Consider the following 15,419-nt stretch of genomic DNA (forward strand, 5'->3'; position numbering starts at 1 on the left):
TGGTAGGCCGTTACCCCACCAACTAGCTAATGCGCCGCAGGCCCATCCATAAGCCACAGCTTGCACCGTGTTTCCCAGAACCGGGATGCCCCAGTCCTGCGTATCCGGTCTTAGCATTCGTTTCCGAATGTTATCCCGGTCTTATGGGCAGGTTGCCTACGTGTTACTCACCCGTCCGCCGCTAACCTTCTTGAGTAGCAAGCTACTCAAGAAGATCCGCTCGACTTGCATGTATTAGGCACGCCGCCAGCGTTCGTCCTGAGCCAGGATCAAACTCTCCATAAAGGTAAACCTTTTTGAAGAACCTTGAAGGCTCGTTCTGTACTGCTGGTTTGTCTCGCAGAACCGAAGTTCCGCTCGACGATTTATTTCCATTTACGCTCGATGTTCAGTTTTCAAGGAACAAGTTGTGAATCTCTTATTTCTTGCTTGTCCGCTCCGTTTCCGAAGCAGGAATTACATCTTACCGCATTCCGCCGACCGTTGCAACCCACAATGTTTTCCAGTTTGTCGAGCATTCTTACGAGCACTCGTTCATTCCGGAGTCATGCAGCTCGCAGTGCTTCAGCGGCGCGAGAAATAATGTACCATAAACGCAAGAGAGAATGCAACAGGTATTATCTCCCAGTTAACATTCTCTTCTTATCGTTTCTCTATTATAGATTCACTATTATTGTTCCGTGGCTAGATCTTCAACCGGTAAATGGCCTTGTTCTCCAGCCCGCGGATCATCGGAGTCCACTCCTCCGATTCCGGGGTCGTCAGCAACGCATCCTCCACCATCTGCAGCTTCGCGTCCATGGCGTCGATGAAGTGCAGCGCCACCGCTTCCGCGGTCTGCGGCTGAACCGGGCTTCCCCACTCCCCGAGATTATGATGCGACAGCACCAGATGCTGCAGCCCGATCACCTTCTCGGACTCGACCGGAATCCCGCACTTGATGGCGGCTTCTATGATCCAAGCCGATGCCAGCGCGATATGGCCGATCAGCTTGCCCGTGTTGCTGTAATCCGTCACGATTCCAAGCTCCGCGTTCATCTCCTCGGGCTTCGCGATATCATGAAGGATGATCCCCGCCTTCAATAAGTCCGCATTCAGGAACGGCCGCTGCTTGCACAGGAACTCTCCCAGCTCCAGCATGCGTACCGTATGATAGGCTAGCCCTCCATAGTAGGCATGATGGTGAGTCTTGGCGGCAGGATAATGCGGGAGCCGTTCTTCGACTTTGCCAATGCAATAAGAAACGATCCGGCGGATGTCTTCATCGGAGATGCTCTCCATCGTTCGGTTGATGATGGCGACCAGATCGTTCGAGTCGATCGGAGCCGAGCGGATGAAGTCCGTCAAGGACACTCCATCCTCGGGCGTCGCAAGCCGCATCTTATTGATCTTGATCTGCGGCTTCTCGCGGTACAGGTGAACGAGCCCGCGCACCTTGACCAGCTTCATCGGGAAGAAGGTCTCTTTGTCGGTCGCCGACGCATCCCAGAACTTCGCCGGCAGCTGCCCGCTGGAATCGCAGAGCGTGATATCGAAATAATCCTTGGGAGGCGTCGCATTCGTTTGCCTTACCTCTAGTTCCTTCAATAAATAAAAGCCGACGAATTCCTCCTGCGGCTTCATCTGATTGATTAATGTCATTCCGCTGTCCTCCCCCTATCGATAGTGCCATTATACTATGGAAATTAAATTTAGATATATAATGCTTGAATCTTTGCTATGGGTTTGCGACGCCGCGCAGACTAGAATGAAAGCGTAACCAACATAACCACATCTTCTGAGAGGGGTCACCAAAGCGAATGTTGAAAAAAACCGCAATCATCGGAGTATCGCTTGCCATGACGGTCGGACTTGCCGCATGCGGAGACAACAAAAAAGAGAATGCAGCCGCTCCTTCCTCGGACAAGCCGTTCGCAGGCCAGAAACTGACCGTATTTGCTCTAAGCCATCCATGGACGGACGGAATGAAGGAATCGCTAGGCGAATTCGAGAACACGACCGGCATCAAGGTCGACCTGCAGGTATTCCCGGAAGAGCAGCTTCAGCAGAAGCTTGCCGTTCAATTCACTTCCGGCTCCGAGACTCCGGACGTCTTCACCTACCGCCCTTACATGGAGAAGCTTCTATATGAGAAGAACGGCTGGACGGAGCCGCTGGACTCCTACGTCACGAAGAACCCGGACTATGCCTTCGGCGACATCTCCCAAGCATCCGTGGACGGCAGCATGGTGAACGGCAAGCTGATGTCGATCCCTCTGTGGACGGACCAATTCGTCATGTACTATCGCAAGGACATCCTGGAGAAGAACAACATTCCGGTGCCGAAGACGCTGGACGAGCTCGTGGCGGCGGCCAAGCAGCTGCATGATCCGAGCAAGGACTTCTACGGCTTCGTCGCCCGCGGCCAGCGCAACGCTCTCGTCTCCGCAGCGGCTTCCTTCATCTATTCCGAAGGCGGAGACTTCATCGTGGACGGCAAGGCGGCGGTCAACACGCCGGAAGCGATCCGCGGCATGAGCATCTACGCCGACCTGTTGAAGAATTACGGGCCGAAGGGCGCCCTGAACATGGGCTGGCCGCAAGCGGCGGCGCTGTTCGCTCAAGGCAAGGCTGCCTTCTACGTCGACGCTTCCGCCCTCTTCAAGAACACGACCGATCCGGAGCAATCGACCATCGCCGATCAAGTCGGCTTCGCGACGTTCCCGGCCGGCTCCGCCGGCCAGAAGCCTTATGCGATCGCGGCATGGGCGCTTGCCATGAATCCGAAGTCGGAGAAGAAGGACGCTGCATGGGCGTTCATGGAATGGGCAACGAACAAGGAGAACGTGCTTCGAATTCAGCAATCCGGCGTTCCTCTCTCTCGCGACTCCGTCTGGGCTTCTCCGGAAGGCACGGCCAAGTTCCCGGCCGATCTCGCCGCCGCGATCAAAGAAACGATGCAGATCGGCGTCGACCACAGCGTGCCGCAAGTCATGAGCGTAACCGAAGCCCGCGACGCCGTAGGAAGCATCGTCGTCAAGGCCATGCTCGGCGAAGACATCGACAAAGCCGCCGAGACCGCGAACAAGGAGCTGCAAGCGATCATCGACAGCGACAGCAAGAAATAACGACAACCGTTCCTTGCGGCGAACGGGCCGGGCTGCCGGCCCGTTCGCCTCTCGAAGGAACCCGGTCGATAGGCAAAGGAGTCGGAATTATGATCATCAACTGGGTAGACCGCCATCTGAAGTGGGTTTTCACCTTGCCGGCCGTTATCTTCATTCTTCTCATGGTCGCATACCCTCTCGTCTATACGGGGCGATTGAGCTTCTACGAATGGAGCATGTCGGCCATTACGCCTCCCAAGTGGGTAGGCTTCGACAACTACATCAACCTATTCCAGGACCCGAAGTTCTGGAACGCGCTCAAGGTCACGTTCTATCATTCGTCCGCCAGCATCTTGCTTGAGACCGTGCTTGGAGTGGCGATCGCGATTCTGTTCTCCCGCAAGTTCCGCAGCGCCCGCTTCGTGAAGACTGTCATGATGCTGCCGATGGTCGCAACGCCGGTCTCCATCGCTCTGGTCTGGGTGCTTATCTACGAGCCGTCCATCGGCATCCTGAATCACATCCTGGTAAGCATGGGCTTCGAGAGACAGGAATGGCTTGGCTCCGTCACTCAAGTGCTGCCTTCCCTCATCGCGATCGACGTCTGGGAGTGGACGCCTTTCATCGCTCTTATCGTCATAGCCGGCATCGCTTCCCTGCCGACCGATCCTTACGAATCGGCGGACGTCGACGGCGCCACCTCGTGGCAGAAGCTGCGCCATATCACCCTCCCGCTCCTGATGCCGACGATCATTACGGCCGTAACCCTGAGAATCATCGATCTGCTGAAGACGTTCGACACGATCTACGCGACGACGCAAGGCGGGCCGAACTTCTCTTCCCAGACGCTCAATATCCTGGTTTACGACACGGCTTTCCAGAACTTCAAGCTGGGCTCCGCCTCCGCTTTGCTGATCATCTTCTTCCTGTTGATTCTGTCCGTGATTCTGATTCTTACCTCTTTGCGCAAAAGGCAGGGTGATCGAGTATGAGAACATCCAAACTAGCGAAAACCAATTACACCATCGTCAATCTCGTCATTCTGCTGCTCTTCCTGTTCCCGTTCCTGTGGATGCTGACCGGCTCCTTGAAGTCTCAGCTTCAAGTCCTGTCGCCGAATCACATGTTTGTTTTCCAACCGTCGTTCAAGAACTATCTCTCCGTCTTCCAGGAATACGACTATCTGAAGTACATCTGGAACACCTTCGTCATCGCAACCGTGTCCACGCTTGCTTCCCTGTTCCTCGGGCTGCCGGCGGCGTACGGAATCGCCAAGTTCAACATGCCGTACTTCGGCCTCGCCATCCTGGTCGCGAAGATCATCCCGAGCATCACGTATCTGGTTCCCTGGTACATCCTGTTTAACAAAATGGACCTGATCGACTCGATCGGAGGCATGGTTCTGGCGCATATGGTCATCGGCTTGCCGTTCATCATGTGGGTGATGATCCCCTTCTTCGAGGAATTCCCGAAGGAGGTCGAAGAGTCCGCCTGGATCGACGGAAGCTCCAAGCTGCGCACCTTCTACCAGATGGTACTGCCGGTATCGGTGCCGGGCATCGTGACTTCCTCGCTGCTCGCTTTTATTTTCTCCTGGAACAACTTCATGTTCTCCCTGGTGCTCGCCGGCGAGAGCACGAAGACGCTCCCCCTTGCCATCTATAACTTCATGTCCAATACGTCGATCAATTGGGGGGCGTTGATGGCGGCCGCCTGCATCATTACCCTGCCCGTCATTCTAATCGCGCTTTTCTCCCAGAAGTACGTGGTCAGCGGCTTGTCCGCCGGCGCCGTCAAAGGGTAAACTGAACAGAACCCGAGCTTGCAGGTTTTTCTACTAGCAGAAGGAGTCATCCGACATGCTTCGAGGCTGGAATACGTTCAGCAAGACCGTCCTGTTGATCATTATCGTGCTGCTGCCGATCGCGCTTATCTTCGGCTACACGAATCAAATATCCGTGCAGGTGATCGAGAAGGAGCTTCAAGACAAAGCCTTGAAGCGTCTTTCTTTTTTCGGCAGCCAAGTGGACGTTACGGTCGACCAGCTGTCCGTGCTCGCGATCGTGCTGAGCCGGGATCCGACTACGCGCAAGCTACTTCATCCGTCAGAGGGACAGGGCGCGTACGAGCATCTGCAGGAGCAGGAAGAATTCATTCAGAAGATGAGCCTGCTCAGCGCGACAAGCGGTTGGCCCAATCGGCTTACGATCTATTATCCCGGCGTTCGGCAAGCGATCTCCAGCGATTATTACGGGATCTATGACGAGGACTATTTAAAGAAGATGAGCCAAGAGCCTCACGGTACCTGGGTTTATAACGAAGAACCGAAGGGGAACGATTTCTTCGCGAAGCTTCTGTTCGATCCGTCGCGGGGAGAGAGCGACTTCTCGAAGCAGGACGAGATCGTCGAGGTGCGCTTCTCCAAGAGCAATCTGACGAAGCTGCTGCAGGACTTCGCCCAGGACGAGAAGGGCAATTCGTTCTTCTACAAGGCGGGAGCCGAGACGATCGCGGGACAGGAGACCGATGCCTCCCTGGTTGCCGAGCTGAAGAGCCAGTTGGATCAAGATCCTCCTGAGGAGGAAGGGTATCGGATCGCCAGCGTCGACGGCGAATCGTATATGGTCGATTACGTCCGTTCTGCCAGTCTCGGCTGGCATGCCGTCAGCTATACTCCGCTGAAGGACGTGCTCTCCCCGATTGACCGAAGCCGCAACCTGTTCTACGCGTCCCTCCTGCTCATGCTCCTGTTGGGATTGGCGGCCTCTCTGGCTCTATATCGCCAGGTGCAGGTGCCGATCAACAAGCTGCTTCGGGGAATTCAGCGCATTCAGACCGGGGAGTACGTGTACCGCATCCGCTCTTCGCCTAGGAGCGAGTTCGACATCTTGATCTTGAAGTTCAACCAGATGTCGGACGAGATCCAACGCCTGGTGGAAAAGGTTCATGCCGAGAATATCCGCTACCGGGACGCCCAACTCAAGCATCTGCAAGCCCAGATCAATCCGCATTTTCTGTCCAACAGCCTCTTCTTCATCAAGAACATGGTGGCTGTCGACGACAAGGAAGCGGCAACGAAGATGATTATCAGCCTGGGCGCGTATTACCGGTACGTCACGCGGCTCGAGCACACGATGACTTCCCTGAAGGAAGAGCTGGAGCTGATCGAACACTACTTGATCATTCAGAACCTGCGCCTGGAACGGTTCCATTACGAGATCTCCCTGCCGGAGGAGATGGGCTCTCTTCGCATTCCTCGCCTGCTCGTTCAGCCGATCGTCGAGAATGCGATTCTTCACACCATCGAGCGCACGGGAAGATACGGGATCATCGATATCTCCTGCGAACGCGCCGGCGACGAGAATCGGGTCTACATCGACGACAACGGCGCGGATCTGACGGAAGAGATTATCCGTAAGCTGCAGTCGAAGACCGAACGCCCCGTCGAAGAGGGGGAAGGCTTCGGAATTTGGAACGTTCAGCAGCGGCTTCACTATCAATTCGGACCGAATGCCGGCCTCTCGTTCTCCCGCTCTCCTCTCGGAGGGCTGAGGGTGACGATTCGCTGGAGAGAACCTATGGACGAACGTATAGAAGGAGGACTCCCCGATGCAGCTTCTGCTCGTTGACGACGAGATGAACGTACCGGATACGCTAGCCAAGACCATCCCCTGGGAGACACTAGGAATTGAGAAGGTCCACAAAGCTTACTCGGCCCTGGAAGCCCTCAATCTGCTTAATCTTCACGATATCGATATCGTCATCACGGACGTGCGAATGCCGGAGATGGACGGGTTGGAGCTGGCGCGGCAGATTTATCTGCACTGGAGGCACGTGAAGTGCCTGCTGCTCACCGCCCATGCCGACTTCGAGTATGCGCAGGAAGCGATCAAGCATAATATTCAAGGATATCTGCTGAAGCCGATCGACGACGAGGAGCTTTCCGCACAGGTTGCCTCCGTCGTCGAGAGTCTCCGGGCAGAACGAGAGAATCAAGAGAGCTCGGAGCGCGCCATGGCCGCGATGCGGCAGCATCTCCCGGGAATCCGGGCGGAGCTGCTGCAGAGCTTGCTGCTCGGCAAGCGCATGCCGTCCGACAAGCTGGAGGAGCAGCTTCGGCTGCTCGAGGTGCCGGTCCGCATCGGCGAGAACGTCTACATAATGCTGGTCCGGTACAAAGAGAAACTAGCGGATTACAATTCCTACGAAGTGTCGTTGATGGAGTATGCCATCGGCAATCTCGCAGAGGAGACGCTTCAGGAGTACTTCGACGTCTGGAGCTGCCGGGACGTTCACGATTATTTGGTTTTTGTTCTAGTTCCCAAGACGGGAGAACATGCATCGATCGACGAGGAACAATGGCAATATCACCTCAACCGCCTCGTCGGCCAATTCCAGATGAACGTGCAGCGGTACCTGAAGAAGCCGGTCTCGGTCATGTCCGGCTATTCCGGCCTATTCCCGAACGAGCTGACGAAGATCTACGACAACCTCCTTCTTCTGTTCGGCAAGCGCTTCGGAGACGAACGCGATCTTCCGGTGTACATCGCCGACCGCGGCGAGATGGCGCAGATCGGAACCTTGGCTTCGCTGTATGAACCGCCTCTTCTCGTTCATCTGATGGAAGCCGGCCATTGGGACGCCGTCGCCGCGAAGCTCGAAGCCGTCTTGCAGGAGCTGGATACGCGCTGGCGCGAGTCTTCGGAACAATTGACCGAAGCGTTCTTCGCCATCTTCTCCGCCTTCTCTTATCTGGCCCATAAGAACGGGCGCAATCTGGCGGATATGATCGGAGCCGATTACGTGCGCGGCAAGGAGCTTCTTCCCGCCAGAACCGTGGAGCACCTGAAGGAATGGACAACGAATATTCTGGACGTCTTCCGCTCCAGCGCCCAGAGCGAGACGCGGACCGCGCGCGCCGCTGCCGTCAGGGAAGCGCAGAAGTTCATCCTCTCCAGGCTCTCGGGAGACCTGTCCGTCCAGATGATCTCCGACGTGCTGCATATGCATCCCGCGTATCTCTCGAAGCTGTACAAGCTGGAGACCGGAGAGAATATCAGCGAGTATATCGCGCGGATGAAGCTGGAGAAGGCCGTTAAGCTGCTGAAGACAAGCACGAGGAAAATATACGAGATTTCGCTGGAGGTCGGCTATCAGAATCCCCATTACTTCATCAAGCTGTTCAAAAAGCACTTCGGGGTGACTCCCCAGGAATATCGGAATATGCAATAGGCGAAGACCCCCCCCCTCTAGGCAATCGCATATTTTGCCTAGAGAATCGCACGCGCCGCGTGCCGACGAAAGGATGGGTTCCTTATTTGACATCCTCCGATCTGGGGTTCGGTTCGCCGACCACGCAATTTCCGGCTATGAGCAGCCGTCCGGATAACCGCATTCGATACCGAGCCTGGCTCCCGTTATCTTCACCTTCTAACGACTATAAACGCAGAAGGGCTGGATTCGCAGACCGATCCGTCAGGATCAGGTCTCGAATCCAGCCCTTCTATTCATTCTGCCGCTTAGTCGCTCGAATCGAGCGAATCGTCTTCCTCGCTCCCTGACGGATTCGGTTCCGCGGGCAGCCAGCAGGAGAATAGGCTCCCTTGGCCGAACTCGCTGTCCACGCGGATGTCCCCTCCCATGAGGTAGCTGAATCTCTGGCTGATCGCAAGCCCCAAGCCGGTCCCTCCGTACTTGCGCGTCGTGGACGAATCCGCTTGCGTAAACGGCTGGAACAAGTTCTCCATCTGTCCGGAAGTCATGCCGATTCCCGTATCCTTGACCCGGAACACGTAACCTTCGCGAGGCCCCCTGTTCATGCGCTCCACTTCCAGTTCGACGCTGCCGTTCTTGGTGAATTTGCACGCGTTCCCGAGCAAGTTGATCAGGATCTGCCGCAGCTTCACGACATCCACCGTCATGGATCCGTCCACGCAGCGGATCTGGAGGCGATTGCCGTTCTTCTCCGCAAGGGGATAGACGGCTGCCTTCACGTCCCCGGCCAGCTCGGGCAGGCGGCACGTCTCGTAGTAGACGTCCATCTTCCCGGTCTCGATCTTCGAGATGTCCAGAATATCGTTGATCATCTCCAGCAGATGGCGCCCGGACTTCGTTATCTTGGAGAGATCGTCCACATAGCCTTCATGGCCGTTCTCTTCCGCATCTTCGGCCAGCATCTCGCTGTAGCCGATAATCGCATTAAGGGGCGTCCTTAGCTCATGGCTCATGTTGGCGAGGAATTGGCTCTTGACCAGATTGGCATGAATCGCTTCGTCATGGGCTTTCTCCAGCTCGGCCGTTCTCTTCGCCACCAGTTCCTCCAGATGCTCGTTCATCTGGCGAAGCTCTTCATTAATATGCTGAATCTCGAGCCGCTTCTCCTGGATCTCGGAATCCTTGTTCGAGAACCGCTTCGAGATGACGATTCCGATAAGCGAGATCGCCAGCGTAATCAAGGTTCCTCCGCCAATGAAGAGAGCGAGCCACTTGTGATTCAGATTGACCCCGGAGGAGAGAACGGAACCTCCTCCGGCCCGGAAGGTCGTAGCCCACATTCCCGTATAGTGCATGCCGACGATCGCCGTCCCCATGATGAGCGCGCTGCCCAGCTTTTTCCAGATGGCCGCCTTGCCGGCCTCCTTCCGAAAATACAAACCGAGCCATAGCGCGACGATCGAGGCAATCAAAGCGATAAGAATCGATAACGCGAAGAACAGGGGATTATAATGGATGTCCGCGATCATCGCCGACATTCCTATGTAGTGCATGGCCGATATGCCGCCCGCGAGCAGGATTCCGCCCGTGATAAGCCGCACCATCGGCACGTTCTCCCGGCTTAGAGCAAGAAGAGCGACGGCCGAAGCCGCAATCGCGGCCAGAACCGAGATCAGAACGACGACGATGTCGTAAGAGACATCGAACGGAAGCCGGTACGACAGCATCCCGATAAAATGCATCGACCAGATGCCCATGCCCATCGAGACCGCGCCGAACAAAATCCACAGAAGCCGGCTTCTCCCCTTCACCTCGCTCACGCGAACCGCAAGGTCAAGTAGGGTATAAGAGGACACCGCTGCTACCAGGTAAGAGAAAATAACGAGATACATATCGTGATTGCCATGAATATGTTCCATGTGATGCATGTTCTCCAACCTCTCGATTGTCAATTGCTTCATAATTGATTGAACCACAAGTCCATGGGCACGGCAACAGATTTCGACAAGAAGAAAGCTTCCCTAAGGCATCGGCCTATGGGAAGCTTTCTTGTTCGTTTGCGGACTTTATTCCGCCGACTATTAGATGACTCGCATGACGCGCCCTTGGGTCATGGCCACAAGCTCGGACGGCGTCATGCGGAAGACGGCGTGAGGATGGCCCGCCGCGGCCCAGATCTCGTCGAATTCGAGCAGATCCTCATCGATGATCGTCTCGATCGCTTCGGCATGGCCGATCGGAGCGACTCCCCCGATGACGAATCCGGTACGCTCGCGAACGAATTCGGCGTCGGCCTTGCTGAGCTTCTTCTCCAGTGCCTTCGCCAACGCGCGTTCGTTGATCCGATTCACCCCGCTGGCGACGACAAGAACCGGTTCCCCGGTCGGCTTCGCCCGGAAGACGATCGTCTTCGCGATTCGGGAGATGTCGCAGCCGATCGCCTCCGCCGCTTCCTGCGCGGAATGCGTGGAGCCCGGGAGCTCGACGACCCGCTCGCCGTAGCCCATTTCGGAGAGAACGGACTGAATGCGCTGCGCGCTGGCCTTCAATGCTGCAGTCGGTTCGCTCATGTCCCTTACCTCAAGACGGTCTGCTCATCCAGCACGGCGGCATTGATCCCGTTCAGGAAAGCGAGCGCGCTGGCCTTGATGATGTCGGTATCCATCGCCCGGCCGGAGAAGATCTTGCCTTGGTATTCCATGCGGATGCTCACTCGTCCGACCGCTTCCGTACCGCGCGACAAGCTGTTGATCTTGTAGTCCTTCAGCTCGACATCCATTCCGGTCAACGTCTTCAGTACGCCGTACAGCGCATCGATCGGGCCGTCGCCGACCGAAGTGCCCGTGAACGTCTCGGTTCCCTTCTTCAGGACGACCGTGGCCGTCGGATACAGCTCGTTGCTGATCACCTGGAACGACTCCAGCTCGAACAATTGGCGATCCGTCTCCGGAATGTCGCGATGCTGCGTCAGCAAGTAGAACACGTCGTGATCGTAGACTTCCTTCTTGGAATCGGCCAGCGTCAGGAATTGCTGGAACAGCTGCTCGAAGTCTTCGTCGTCGCCCGGCTCGAAGCCCATCTTCTCAACCGCGTTCTTAAAGGCGTGGCGTCCCGAGCGGGCGGTCAGGATCAGCTCCATGCTGTCGCCGCCGATATCTTCCGGAGACATGATCTCGTACACGTTCTTATCCTTCAGCAGACCGTCCTGATGAATGCCCGAAGAATGCGCGAAGGCATTGTCGCCGGTAATCGCCTTGTTCACCTGAACGTCCAAGCCCGTCAGCAAGCTGACCAGCTTCGAGGAACGCAGAATCTCCTTCGTCTCGATGTCCGTATGGCAGTTGTAGTAGTTCTCACGCACCTTGATCCCCATGACGACTTCCTCCAAGGAAGCGTTGCCGGCGCGTTCGCCCAAGCCGTTGATCGTACACTCGACCTTATCGGCCCCGTTGCGTACCGCGCTCAGCGTATTCGCCGTCGCCATGCCCAAGTCGTTGTGGCAGTGAACGCTCAGAATGACCTTGTCATTCAGGTTCTTCAGACGTTCGTTGATCCGGCGGATCAGGTCGCCGAACTCCTCCGGCACGGCGAATCCGACCGTATCGGGCACGTTGATCATCGTCGCTCCCGCTTTGACGACCGCTTCGATCGTGCTCCACAGGTACTCGAACTCCGAACGGGCAGCGTCCTCCGTGGAATATTGAACGTTCGGCAGAAGCGTCTTGGCATACTTAACCGCATCGACCCCCATCTGCATAACGGCGTCCTTGGAACGATTGAACTTTTTCTCCACGTGGACGTTCGACGTTCCCAGCACGATATGGATCAACGGATTCTGCGCCAGCTTGATGCTCTCGTACACCGCATCGATGTCGCTCTTGACCGCGCGGGCCAGAGCGGTAATGGACACGCTGTCCCCGACGCTTTTCACGATCTGTTGAATAGCCTGGAAATCCCCCAGGGACGAGGCCGCGAAGCCCGCTTCGATGATATCGACGTTCAGGCGCTTGAGCTGCTGGGCGACCTCCAGCTTCTGCTGCACGTTCAGCTTGGCGCCCGGGACTTGCTCCCCGTCGCGCAGAGTGGTGTCGAGTACGATGATTTTGCGGTTGTTCATATGGTTGGCCTCCTGTTGGATGCGGAATAGTTTAAGGTTAGGTTTCAATCGGAACCGAAGCGTCTAACGACTATATGTGAAGCGAGGTCGGTTAAATCCGGATTTTAACCGAACTTCGCAATTTGTCCGAAGATACAAAAAAACCCCGTCTCTACGCATAGAGACGAGGTTTGAACTCGCGGTACCACTCTAATTCATTTCCGAGGAAATGATCTTCTTCGATGGCCATCACCATCTATCCCTGTAACGGTGGAATTCCGTCTTACCCTACATTGTCGGGCAGCTGTTCATAGACGAGTTCGATGAGAACGACGCTGCCGTTTCGCACCACCCAACGGCTCTCTGAAAGGTCATATCGCATCTACTATTTCTAATCACAACATTTGGCATATGTGGTTGTCGTTGATTGCTTCTTGCTTGATTAAGTGCAATTCTACGCTCCCGCTTCCCGGATGTCAACCGGGTTTTTCGCGGATTTTTCATTTTGTTGCCAGCCAAAAAGAAAAACGCCTTCAGCTATCCCATAGGATAACGAAAGCGCCCAGGTTCTATTCCTATCTTCCCATCTCTCGTCTGCGCCGGTCGTTCGTCATCGCCGCGAACAGGCAGAAAGACCCGAGAATCACCAGAATAAACGTTGTTGCAGGCAGTACCATGTCCACTCGGATGACCCCTTCCCAATCGTCTCGGCAATGATAATCATTATCATCATTATAACGAAAATGAGGAATTTGGCAACCCGAAAAAGAAAAGATTCTTCCCGCGCATCATGAAGTTTCTGATGTACTTTTCTTCTTCGCCTCCGTGTATCGATAAAAAAACGCCAAACCCGGATCCAGTCCGCTGTTTGGCGTTATTGCTGCTTGTAAATAGTCCCCGATCCGCTTGGCATTAAATGGCCGAACGATTATCGATAAAGCGCGGCTCCGGAAGAAGCGCCCGCGGCCGCAGGGTTCTTGCTCATCGATCCATTGCCGAGCAGTCGAAGCCCGTTCAGGATGACGAGTATCGTGCTGCCTTCATGCCCGACAACCCCTAGCGGAAGCGCGATTCCTTCGGCAAAATTACCGATTATGAGCAGGGCGATCACGCCGAGAGCGAAGACGATGTTCTGCTTGGTGACTCGCCGGGTGCGCTGGCCCAGCTCGACCGCGTCGGCGATGCGGCCGATCTCGTCGTTCATCAGCACGAGATCCGCCGTCTCCAGCGCCGCGTCGCTGCCCGCGACGCCCATCGCGATCCCAACCGTGGCGGCAGCTAGAGCGGGCGCGTCGTTGATGCCGTCGCCGACCATCGCGACGGCGCCGAACGTGCCGCCGAGCTCCTTCACCTTCGCGACCTTGTCTTCCGGCAGAAGCTCGGAGTAGACGCGCTCGATACCGAGCTCCGCCGCGATGGCGGCGGCGGTACGGCGGCTGTCGCCGGTCAGCATCGCCACTTCGATGCCCATCCCGCGGAGCCTTGCGACTGCGTGCTTCGCTTCGGGACGCAGCGTGTCTCTTAGGGCGATTACGCCCGCGACGCCGCTCTCCCGGTGTAGCACCGTCACCGTCTTGCCTTGCCGTTCCAGCCGCGAGACGACCGCCGTCAGCTCCTCGGTTCGCAGGCTCTCCTCGACATAATCCGCTTTGCCCAGCTTCCAGGTCTCGCCTTCCCAATCCGCTTGAATGCCCCAGCCGGTCAGTGCTTGGAAGCCCGCCGGACGCTGAAGGTCAAGCTTCTTCTCCTCCGCCTCGCGCACGATCGCCTTAGCCAGAGGATGCTCGGACAGGCTCTCCATCGAGGCGGCGATTCGAAGCAATTGTTCTTCCGTCAGGCCTTGGAAGGCGACGATATCCGTCACGATCGGTTTGCCTTGCGTCAGCGTGCCGGTCTTGTCGAAAGCGATCGCCTTGATGTCCGCGATATGGTCGACATGCGCTCCGCCCTTGAATAACAGGCCGTGACGCGCTCCCGTGGAGATCGCGGACAGCACGGCCGGCATGATGGAAGCGACCAGAGCGCAAGGAGAGGCTACGACAAGGAACACCATCGCCTTATAGAAAGTGGATTCCCAGGACAGTCCGAGCAGAAGCGGAGGCGCGAGGATCAATAGCGCCGTCGCGGCCAAGACGAGCCGTACGTAGACCCGCTCCAGCTTCTCGATGAATCGCTGCGTCTTCGGCTTCTCGCTCTGAGCCTCTTGCACGAGGCGAATCATCTTGGCGAAGAGGGTCGAATCGCTTCCCTTGGTCACCTTTACGAATAGAGCGCCTTGCCCGTTAAGCGTACCGGCGAACACCTCGTCCCCGAGACCCTTGTCGACGGGAAGCGATTCGCCCGTGATCGAAGCTTGATTCACGGAAGACGCCCCTTCGCGGACAAGGCCGTCGGCGGGAATGCGTTCGCCCGGACGAACCAGGACGACATCCCCTACGTTCAGGCTCTCGATCGGAACGATCGTCTCCCCTTCCTCGGAGCAGAGGACGGCCGTCTCCGGCTTCAGCCCCATGAGAGCGGAGATGTCCCGGCTGCTGCGGTTCATCGTATACGTCTCCAGCGCGCCGCTAAGCGAGAAAATGAAGATCAGGACGGCCCCTTCGGTCCAATAGCCGATGCCGGCTGCTCCGATGGCCGCGACGATCATCAGGAGATTAACGTCGAGCTCCTTCTCTTCGACGAGAGTTAGCCATCCTTCCTTCGCTTTGGCGAAGCCGCCGACAAGGAAGGCCAGCGCGTAGAAAGCAATGGAAGCAGCCTCCGAGGAAGAAGACAAGCTCCAAGCGACGGCGATCAGCAGGCCGCTCGCCAGCGCGGCGATCCCTTCCCCATAGCGGCTAAGCTCCTTTTTCCAACGGGCTTCGGCCTTCGCGCTTTCTTGCGCAAGACCGGCTCCCCTCCGTTCTCCGGCGATCGATTCTTTGGCATTGGTCATCGCATTCATATCGTTTGCTCCTTCTGGTGAGAATGAATCCCATTATTACGACCCTTAAAATGGCACATGCAGTCCCCTGGAAAGGGGA

The 15,419-nt window shown here is 56.5% G+C and carries 10 protein-coding genes, 1 rRNA gene and 1 other annotated feature; of the genes, 5 read left to right on the forward strand and 6 right to left on the reverse strand.

The window, feature by feature from the left end:
• Positions 1–285: ribosomal RNA gene (locus ELR57_RS24165) — 16S ribosomal RNA — on the reverse strand; the annotation flags it as partial.
• A 399-nt stretch (positions 286–684) separates the two neighbouring features.
• Positions 685–1,641: a 3'-5' exoribonuclease YhaM family protein gene (locus tag ELR57_RS24170; protein WP_126961851.1), complete on the reverse strand. Its 957-nt coding sequence runs from the start codon at positions 1,639–1,641 to the stop codon at positions 685–687.
• A gap of 158 nt (positions 1,642–1,799) precedes the next feature.
• On the opposite strand from ELR57_RS24170, the gene ELR57_RS24175 reads away from it, so the two are divergent.
• The 5 genes from ELR57_RS24175 to ELR57_RS24195 all read left to right on the forward strand — a co-directional run bounded on the left by ELR57_RS24175 (position 1,800) and on the right by ELR57_RS24195 (position 8,318).
• Positions 1,800–3,107, forward strand: coding sequence for an ABC transporter substrate-binding protein (locus tag ELR57_RS24175; protein WP_126961853.1), 1,308 nt, complete (start codon positions 1,800–1,802; stop codon positions 3,105–3,107).
• Positions 3,108–3,196: 89 nt separating this feature from the next.
• Positions 3,197–4,078, forward strand: coding sequence for a carbohydrate ABC transporter permease (locus ELR57_RS24180; protein WP_126961855.1), 882 nt, complete (start codon positions 3,197–3,199; stop codon positions 4,076–4,078).
• A complete protein-coding gene (locus ELR57_RS24185; protein WP_126961857.1) occupies positions 4,075–4,890 on the forward strand; it encodes a carbohydrate ABC transporter permease in 816 nt (271 codons plus the stop codon). Before ELR57_RS24180 ends, ELR57_RS24185 begins: the two co-directional genes overlap by 4 nt.
• 55 nt (positions 4,891–4,945) lie before the next feature.
• Entirely contained in the window at positions 4,946–6,715 is a 1,770-nt protein-coding gene (locus ELR57_RS24190) for a sensor histidine kinase (protein ID WP_126961859.1), read from the forward strand.
• Positions 6,696–8,318: a response regulator gene (locus ELR57_RS24195; protein WP_126961861.1), complete on the forward strand. Its 1,623-nt coding sequence runs from the start codon at positions 6,696–6,698 to the stop codon at positions 8,316–8,318. Before ELR57_RS24190 ends, ELR57_RS24195 begins: the two co-directional genes overlap by 20 nt.
• 287 nt (positions 8,319–8,605) lie before the next feature.
• Here the strand turns inward: ELR57_RS24195 and ELR57_RS24200 are convergent, their stop codons facing one another.
• The 4 genes from ELR57_RS24200 to ELR57_RS24215 form a co-directional block, all read right to left on the reverse strand.
• Positions 8,606–10,219, reverse strand: a complete 1,614-nt coding sequence (locus ELR57_RS24200; RefSeq protein ID WP_158630148.1) for a sensor histidine kinase — start codon at positions 10,217–10,219, stop codon at positions 8,606–8,608.
• 162 nt (positions 10,220–10,381) lie between these two features.
• A complete protein-coding gene (locus ELR57_RS24205) occupies positions 10,382–10,870 on the reverse strand; it encodes a YbaK/EbsC family protein (protein WP_126961865.1) in 489 nt (162 codons plus the stop codon).
• A 5-nt stretch (positions 10,871–10,875) separates the two neighbouring features.
• Positions 10,876–12,417 carry a 2-isopropylmalate synthase gene (locus ELR57_RS24210; protein ID WP_126961867.1) on the reverse strand — a complete coding sequence of 514 codons (1,542 nt, stop codon included), beginning with the start codon at positions 12,415–12,417 and terminating at the stop codon, positions 10,876–10,878.
• 156 nt (positions 12,418–12,573) lie between these two features.
• Positions 12,574–12,804: a binding site (T-box leader), on the reverse strand.
• A 520-nt stretch (positions 12,805–13,324) separates the two neighbouring features.
• Positions 13,325–15,331: a heavy metal translocating P-type ATPase gene (locus ELR57_RS24215; RefSeq protein WP_126961988.1), complete on the reverse strand. Its 2,007-nt coding sequence runs from the start codon at positions 15,329–15,331 to the stop codon at positions 13,325–13,327.
• Positions 15,332–15,419 lie beyond the last annotated feature (88 nt).

It is taken from the genome of Cohnella sp. AR92, assembly GCF_003990975.1.
Taxonomy (GTDB): Bacteria; Bacillota; Bacilli; order Paenibacillales; family Paenibacillaceae; genus Cohnella.